The sequence below is a fragment of the Mojavia sp. genome, assembly GCF_059505145.1.
In genome coordinates, this window is the sequence record NZ_JCACKA010000111.1 from 23,089 (window position 1) to 29,735 (window position 6,647).

Annotated in this window: 6 protein-coding genes; 1 reads left to right on the forward strand and 5 read right to left on the reverse strand. The window is 45.1% G+C overall.

Annotation, left to right across the window (positions count from 1 at the left end):
* Positions 1-266: 266 nt before the first annotated feature.
* From AC5JL8_RS29940 to AC5JL8_RS29960, 5 genes are all read right to left on the reverse strand, one after another.
* Positions 267-3,854 carry a PriCT-2 domain-containing protein gene (locus AC5JL8_RS29940; RefSeq protein WP_495883317.1) on the reverse strand — a complete coding sequence of 1,196 codons (3,588 nt, stop codon included), beginning with the start codon at positions 3,852-3,854 and terminating at the stop codon, positions 267-269.
* 273 nt (positions 3,855-4,127) lie between these two features.
* Positions 4,128-4,853 (reverse strand): hypothetical protein, encoded by a 726-nt coding sequence (locus AC5JL8_RS29945; RefSeq protein WP_495883318.1) that lies wholly within the window; start codon positions 4,851-4,853, stop codon positions 4,128-4,130.
* Positions 4,854-4,939: 86 nt separating this feature from the next.
* Positions 4,940-5,182, reverse strand: a complete 243-nt coding sequence (locus AC5JL8_RS29950) for a hypothetical protein (protein ID WP_190594780.1) — start codon at positions 5,180-5,182, stop codon at positions 4,940-4,942.
* On the reverse strand, positions 5,175-5,381 hold the full coding sequence (locus tag AC5JL8_RS29955; protein WP_495883319.1) for a hypothetical protein: 207 nt from the start codon (positions 5,379-5,381) through the stop codon (positions 5,175-5,177). The genes AC5JL8_RS29950 and AC5JL8_RS29955 overlap by 8 nt, the downstream gene beginning before the upstream one ends.
* Positions 5,378-5,611, reverse strand: coding sequence for a hypothetical protein (locus tag AC5JL8_RS29960; RefSeq protein ID WP_495883320.1), 234 nt, complete (start codon positions 5,609-5,611; stop codon positions 5,378-5,380). The genes AC5JL8_RS29955 and AC5JL8_RS29960 overlap by 4 nt, the downstream gene beginning before the upstream one ends.
* A 222-nt stretch (positions 5,612-5,833) precedes the next feature.
* Between AC5JL8_RS29960 and AC5JL8_RS29965 the strand changes: the two genes are divergently transcribed.
* A partial coding sequence (locus AC5JL8_RS29965; RefSeq protein WP_495883321.1) for a ParM/StbA family protein occupies positions 5,834-6,647 on the forward strand: 814 nt, incomplete at its 3' end.

Sequence of the window (6,647 nt, forward strand, 5' to 3'; positions counted from 1 at the left end):
CTTATAAAGTGAAGTAACTTATTAGCACGTTGCTTTATGATGTGAAACACATTATTTGTAATGTGCTAACAAGGTGTTTTACTGTAAAAGCACCTTGCAAATGCCGTAGAAAGCAATAATCTTAATGCCCTTATGCTGTACAGAGCGTCAGTGCGGCGTTTCAAGGCATACTGAACGGGACGCTCACTCAATGATTAAGTACCCAATCATAAAGGGGAGCATCTTTTATTACTAATAGGTCAGTAGAAATTAAAAACCGATAAATTTTAGAGCGTCACTGCCACCTCACAGGCCGTTTGCACCCTTTCAACGACACTTAAAATAGATTGGTTTGAGTAAACTTCGGCAGGTAAGCAACGCAAGATAATCATCAGCAAGCCAGCCCTAACAGCCGGGGTACAACTGTGCAGAATCCGCCGCATTGCAGTATTAGTAACGCTTGTGGCAACTTCAGCTATATACTTCAGGGCATTATCGGGTGATGATTCCGATTCTGTAATCAGCGTGGGGAAGTATTCATGGGCGAACCACCTTTCCTCATCGCTGAGGTCTGTCAAATTTTTATTACTATCGCTATAAAGACTATCTAATAGCAGTAGTAATATTTTTTTGAATCTACGCCACCCTCCCCAACGCTGTGTAAATCGACTTACCCAAGCTTGGGAGATGTCTAAGATTTTGGCTATCGCCTGTTGGCCAATTTTTTGGTGCGACTGCCAAAGCTGGGTGAAAGTGTTAACTATGGCGTGTCCGGTCTGCTGGTCGCGGCTACCAGCTTCAATGCAGAATTCACAGGCATCAACAACTTCTAATTGCACCCCTGGCAGTTCCGCGAGGAGGAAACTGAGGTCATAATCAGCGCAGAAGTAGAATGTTAGCTTCTCTCCTGGGCGACGGTGGGCGCGTAGTCGGCCAATCTCTTGAATAATTTCAGCCCTCACCAACTGGATAAGATACTCTTGAAAAGTGCTGTTCTTATCTTCAAGGTTGACCTTAAAACCAGTCATCACCTGAAAATGTGCTGCCAACGTGCCGATATTTTGGTAGGGAATGCCAAAAGAAGCGATTGCGTCAGCGTCACTGAAGCGATTAACCCCACGACCATCGACAAAGTGGCCGTACTCAATCCGGTCAACGGCCTCTTGTGCCACTTGTTTCCACTCAATGATGCCCAAACGCTTGTGGAGTTTAAGCAAGGTTTCCTTGAGGGCGTTAACACGGGCAGTTAAGGAACGGGAGCGATTCTTGGAGAGTTTACCCAGCCCAGTGACGTTGACTACTGTTAAATTGCTGTAGTCAGGGCGTGACTGCTCGATTAGAAGCAGGGGTTCTTGGTAATTAAGCTTGACTTTCAACTGCTCAGGTGTGGTAGTAGCATCAAGGTAGATATTAAATTGGGCAGAATTAGCCAAATCTTGATACTTGGTATTAGGGCGGTAAATGCTCACCACACCCCATTTACAAGCCAAAAAACCTTCACCCTTCCAAGCTCCGAGGAAGTCAGGCAACCAGTACAAAGGCAACTCTAGAAAATCTCTACCCGCAAGTTTTGCGCTGTCCTTAACTAGCTTCTTGGCAGCAAAACGGGCGGCGGCACTTTTTTTAAGTTGTTGATCCGCTTGGATATCGAGAGAATCTAAATCAGCGAGAAATTCTAAATTAGGCTCTACAATCTGCCGAATCCTTTCAACATCTAAATCTTGGGGGAATTCGGGTAAAAATGTCCTGAATGCCGCATCATCAAAGCCATAGCGAGAATCAGGCTGAATATCTTGGGCAAGAAGCGATCGCAAAATCTGGAAAACTGGCTGAAGTTTCGACCATTGCTCAGGGGGCAAGCCTGTAGCCAGTTGCCCTACAGTAGTATCAAAATCTTTTAACTTGACTTGAATTTCTTGCACAGGCTGAATGAGCGTACCCGCTTCTTCCCAAATCCGCCCCACTGTGAAAGGAATACCTGCCGCGTTAGTTAAGGTGACTGGGGTAGAGTCGGGATGCGCTCGAATTTCGGAATAATTTTGAATTGCACTACGCTTAAGATAACGGAAGCCGAAACCAGCACCATGAGCGAAACGACACTGGTTTTGGAGGGGACAACCGTTACAGATAGGGCTAACAGAGCTTTCTTCAAAATCCAAACTGACAAAGTTTTTGTCACGGAAGCCTTCAAATAAATAACTTCGGTGACAATTGCCAATGGTATCGGGAATTTCACCCACTTTTGGGCGCAATTGAAAGGGATCGCCCATTGGAGTAGTGCGGGTGGGGTCGATTTTTAAGCCGTTGTGCCGCACAGGAAGGTCAACAAAGTTAGCCTCAATGGGGAGTGTTGAGGGGTTGCGGTGGTTGGCATCCTGGTAAATTAGTTTCTCAATCCCGAAAAGGGCAGCTGTTAACTGTCCAGCATTGTGAGATTTACCCAGCCCAGGATGGGAATTATCTAAAATCTGCGTCCAGCCCTTAGAAATCGCTTCGACCCAGGCCGCAATATGTTCCTCTTGCTTACAAGTAATAGAGATATTGCCAGTAACTTCGCTCCTGTGTGGGATATTGCCGCGCTTGTAGACAATGACCTGCCGGAAAGCGGTAGTAATTTCGGGTTCTGGCTTTGGTAGGGGTGGTTTTAAAAATCCTTTAGCAGTTGAAATAAACGGGGCGATTGCACGAAGTGCAGTGCCGGAGGCAATCGCCTGTTGCAATAAATTTTTGAAACTGGTCAAATCTTCTCTGACTTGCCCAAGCTCCCACTGTTCGCGGCTAATTAGCCCATTGTCACGTTGATATGGTTCGTACTGCCTTTGGGGAAAGCGGAAGCCGTACTGCTTGGCGATGTGAAACAGTGTTCCAATGCTGATCCCCGCACGTCGGAAGCTGCGAATCTTGGCGCGAATGTTCCAGGTTGAACCAGGGATAGAAGGCGACCACTTCTCGGCAATGATTTCGGCATCTGTTGGCCCGTAGTGATTGACCAAAGCCATCAGCACTTGGCGGCATTCGTCGTAGTTACCACTGCCTGGGCTGCGCGGTGGAATGAATGAGAGTGCGCTAGTGATTAACTGCTCAATGTCCCAGCCTTCAACGTCGGAAATCTCCCGGAACTGCTGACGGCGTGACTCGATTTCAGTAATGCGCTGTTGGTATTCTTCCCTTTCCTGAAGCGCGATCGCAATTGCCTCAGTCACCCACGCTGCTGGTAGGGTTGCTTCGGGGTTGACTATGAGAAATTCTGCTTCTGTGTTGCCATAAAAAACCCGGCTGGCATCTTTACACGCCGGGTCATGGGGTAGCTGCTGCATGAGAGAGCGCGTACAAGCTTCTACAGTATCAGCACCTTCAACATATTGGGGCAGAAGGAAAATCAACCGGAATTTATGCCAGTCTGGTTTGTGGCTGGCAGTGGTATAAATTAAAGCACAGTGTTTCTTGATGAAGGGATGGGCTAACGCTTGCTCAATGGTTAATTGTGGAGTGTAAACCTTGATAGAATTACCGTTTTCATCCTTAATTGGCTTGCCCTCTGCATCACGGGCGACATCAGAATTATCGATGTCCAGTAGTAGCCAGTGAGAACCGATAACGTTGCCCTTACTCCGCCATTTTCCACCTAACAATCCTGCACAAATGGCGTGACCTGCTTTAATGTGCTGCTGGACATCTTCTAGAGTGCCTTCTGTATCTCGAAAGTTGGCAGCAAGCTTCTTAAAGTCCCAGTCTTTGTTTTTTCCTGTGGAGTTATACGCAAACTTGATTTTACTATTAGAAACAAGCTCTTGTTTTACCTCTAATGCTTCAGCACATTTATTACTTAATTGTTGATGCTGAAGCGAGTTATTAAATTGTTGTAATGGTGACATTGAGCAATTCCTCGTTGATGTGTAGTGGAGGAATTGGAGCTATCCTTTCGCAGTAATCTTCTAATACAAACTGTCAGAAATATAGGAAAAATTACATCAAATTCCCGAATTACTGTTCGTCTCTGAATGGACGGTGTTACAATGGCTTAACACTCACTTCGTGTAAGATAAGATTACTATTAGGGATATTAATCCGGCCGTTCAAACCAGATACCCCAATTCCATTGGAAAACCTCGCTGTCCTACCGGGACGCGGGGTTTTCAGTTTTTAGCCTATTCGTACTTGGCTAACCAAGCCTTGATAAACTCGGTAACTTCCTCCTGTTGAATTACAAATGCAGTCCCTTTTCTTCTGAGAGCTAGAATTCTCATACTTCCAACTTCAGAATAAAGGTGTGAATTATGATCATCGGCCGCTTTGGTGGGAGGCCATAAGACCAAAACTTTTGCTGAGGGTGTTTTCGTAGCTTCTCTTGAGGACATCCCAAACAAGTCTCTGTTCTTGCTCAACCACTTCTCGTAATCTGCCAATTCTAGTAGTGGGCAAGGATTCCAAACTTTTAGTCCATGTTTGTCTTTCCTCTTGATCTGCAAAACCTCTCTAGCTTCGTTGTAGACAATCTCCTTATCTCCTATTGAGCGAATTGAGATAAACAGATGGACTTTTCGCTCAAATCTCACAAACAAGTCGATAGGGTTCTTGTCTTCTACCTTTAGCACTGGAAAGACTTGTATTCCCTCGCTTTTAAACTCATCCAAAAGTGAGGCTGTTAATTTTTCCAACCGTGCCAGTTTTTGAGTTGCTACCAACGGCTTGTAAGCCAATCCAAAAAGTAACCAGCCTAACGGATGAACTATGCCACCTGTAGCCAGCGCAGCACCACTAGCTGCTAGAGCAACAGTCGATTCATAGTCTTTCGCCTCCCTAAGCATCTCTAACGCCGCTTCATTGTGCGGCGGGAGTTGAAAATCCGTAGGTGGGTCTTTCACGGTAGTCATTGGCGACATTAAAAATTAATCATGTGAAATTAACGTTAACTGTTGCTTATAGGATTTTGGTTTTTTGCGGCATCTTGCGGCGATCGCTACGCTACGTTTTTGATTGAGATAATACCTTGACTGCATTTTTGAACCAATAGCCATCTGTTTGATTCTTTATCTAGTGCTGGCAGTAGGCGAAAGTTGAAAACATCTTCCCAAACCTCCACACCGTACTCTTGAGCAAAATTAATTTCTAGAGTTTTGAACTGTTCCCAGGAGCGATCGCCGATTGCCGTCAGCATAGGGATGATTGCAGTGATTGGTATTTGGGTAGCTGTTTCACTCATCTGGGTAATCCTCAAAAATACAAATTATTGGTAAGGGTTCGTCTTCAGTATCGATAATTTCAACTAATCGTTTTCCTTTAGCTTTTGCAAGTTTTATGCAACGTTCCTCAGATGCGGCGGCTGACCAGTCCCTAGTCTCTGTTAGTGAATCGAATTTCCCTTTAGAGCGTTTTATGTCTGGTTGCCTTTCGTCCGTCATGGTGTACCCTTACCTTTTTCCCTCCTGGGTGTGGAGGAAGGTTGCTCATGATTTTCTAGCCAAAGGCTAATTGCTTCATCTAGTGCATCGCTTTGGGTTATTTGCAAGGCAGTGCAAGCGATTTTAAAGTTTAAAGCTTTCTCCTTTGGTATGTATCCGCTAACTTGACTGAAATTTGGGTCGTCTCGTCTTGTTGCCACATCACTATTTTCTATTTGTTCTGAAAACATTTTTACATTACCTCAAGAAAATTAGTTAAACATTACTTCATTACTTCATGAAGTAATGCTATCATAGCACTATCAAGCCAATAACAGTCACCCAACAAAGGCAATAGAAGCCAGAAAGTGATGTTTAGGCAAGCCTTGAACTGGATGTATGGATTTAAGGCACTTCAGGCTTTAAATTCTCCAAACCCAGAATAAATAAGACTTTTACCAATCATCAGAACCATGACAACCACATACACCAATGCCACAAATTGGCTTACTCAAGCAGACCAGCTTGCCAATTCTGGGCTAACTACCGTCAAAGGTGGTAAAGACGCAGGCGCAGGCTACGGCAAGGCAAATTATGGTGATTTTTGCATCATGATGCCTGCCGCATACTCACTTGTTCGTAACCGCAACCTCCGGCATCACGAAACCATATCGAAAGATGGCGCATGGGTGCATTATGTCGAAGGGAAGCGTCTGGACTTGAAAGACACGCAATTCTTTTGGGGCAGTGCAGCGATCGCTCAATCAGATCACACCCTATTGCATGACGACAAAGCCAAAAAAGCAGAACTGGCATTAGAAAGCATCCTTGCAGACTTAGCAGTTCTGAATATTCCTTCGGGGATGAAACTAGAAATTAGTTTGAGCAACCACAACCCACAACGCTGGGGAGAGGAAATCAAGCGCAGAGTCCAAGGTATTCACACCTTCCAGCACAAACATCCCGTTAATCGTTCCATTGTCACTAAAACAATTGAAATTGTAGTTACAGGCATTTATCCCGAAGGCTATGGAAGTATCGCTCACTGCCTATTTGGTTCACCAACCCTAGCCCTAGAAGAGTCAGAGATTGCTATCGCCCTAGATATCGGTTCATCGACTTGGCTTTGCACTGTGTTTAACGGCAATGGTGCAGTCATAGACCGCCATCTAATTGAAGGTGGAGCCGGTGAACTGCACAGCATGATTGCAGAAGCACTCGACAAGCGAAATGACCATATCAGCTTAATTTCCAGGGACGTGAAGCATTCACCCACCTTAGTTAACC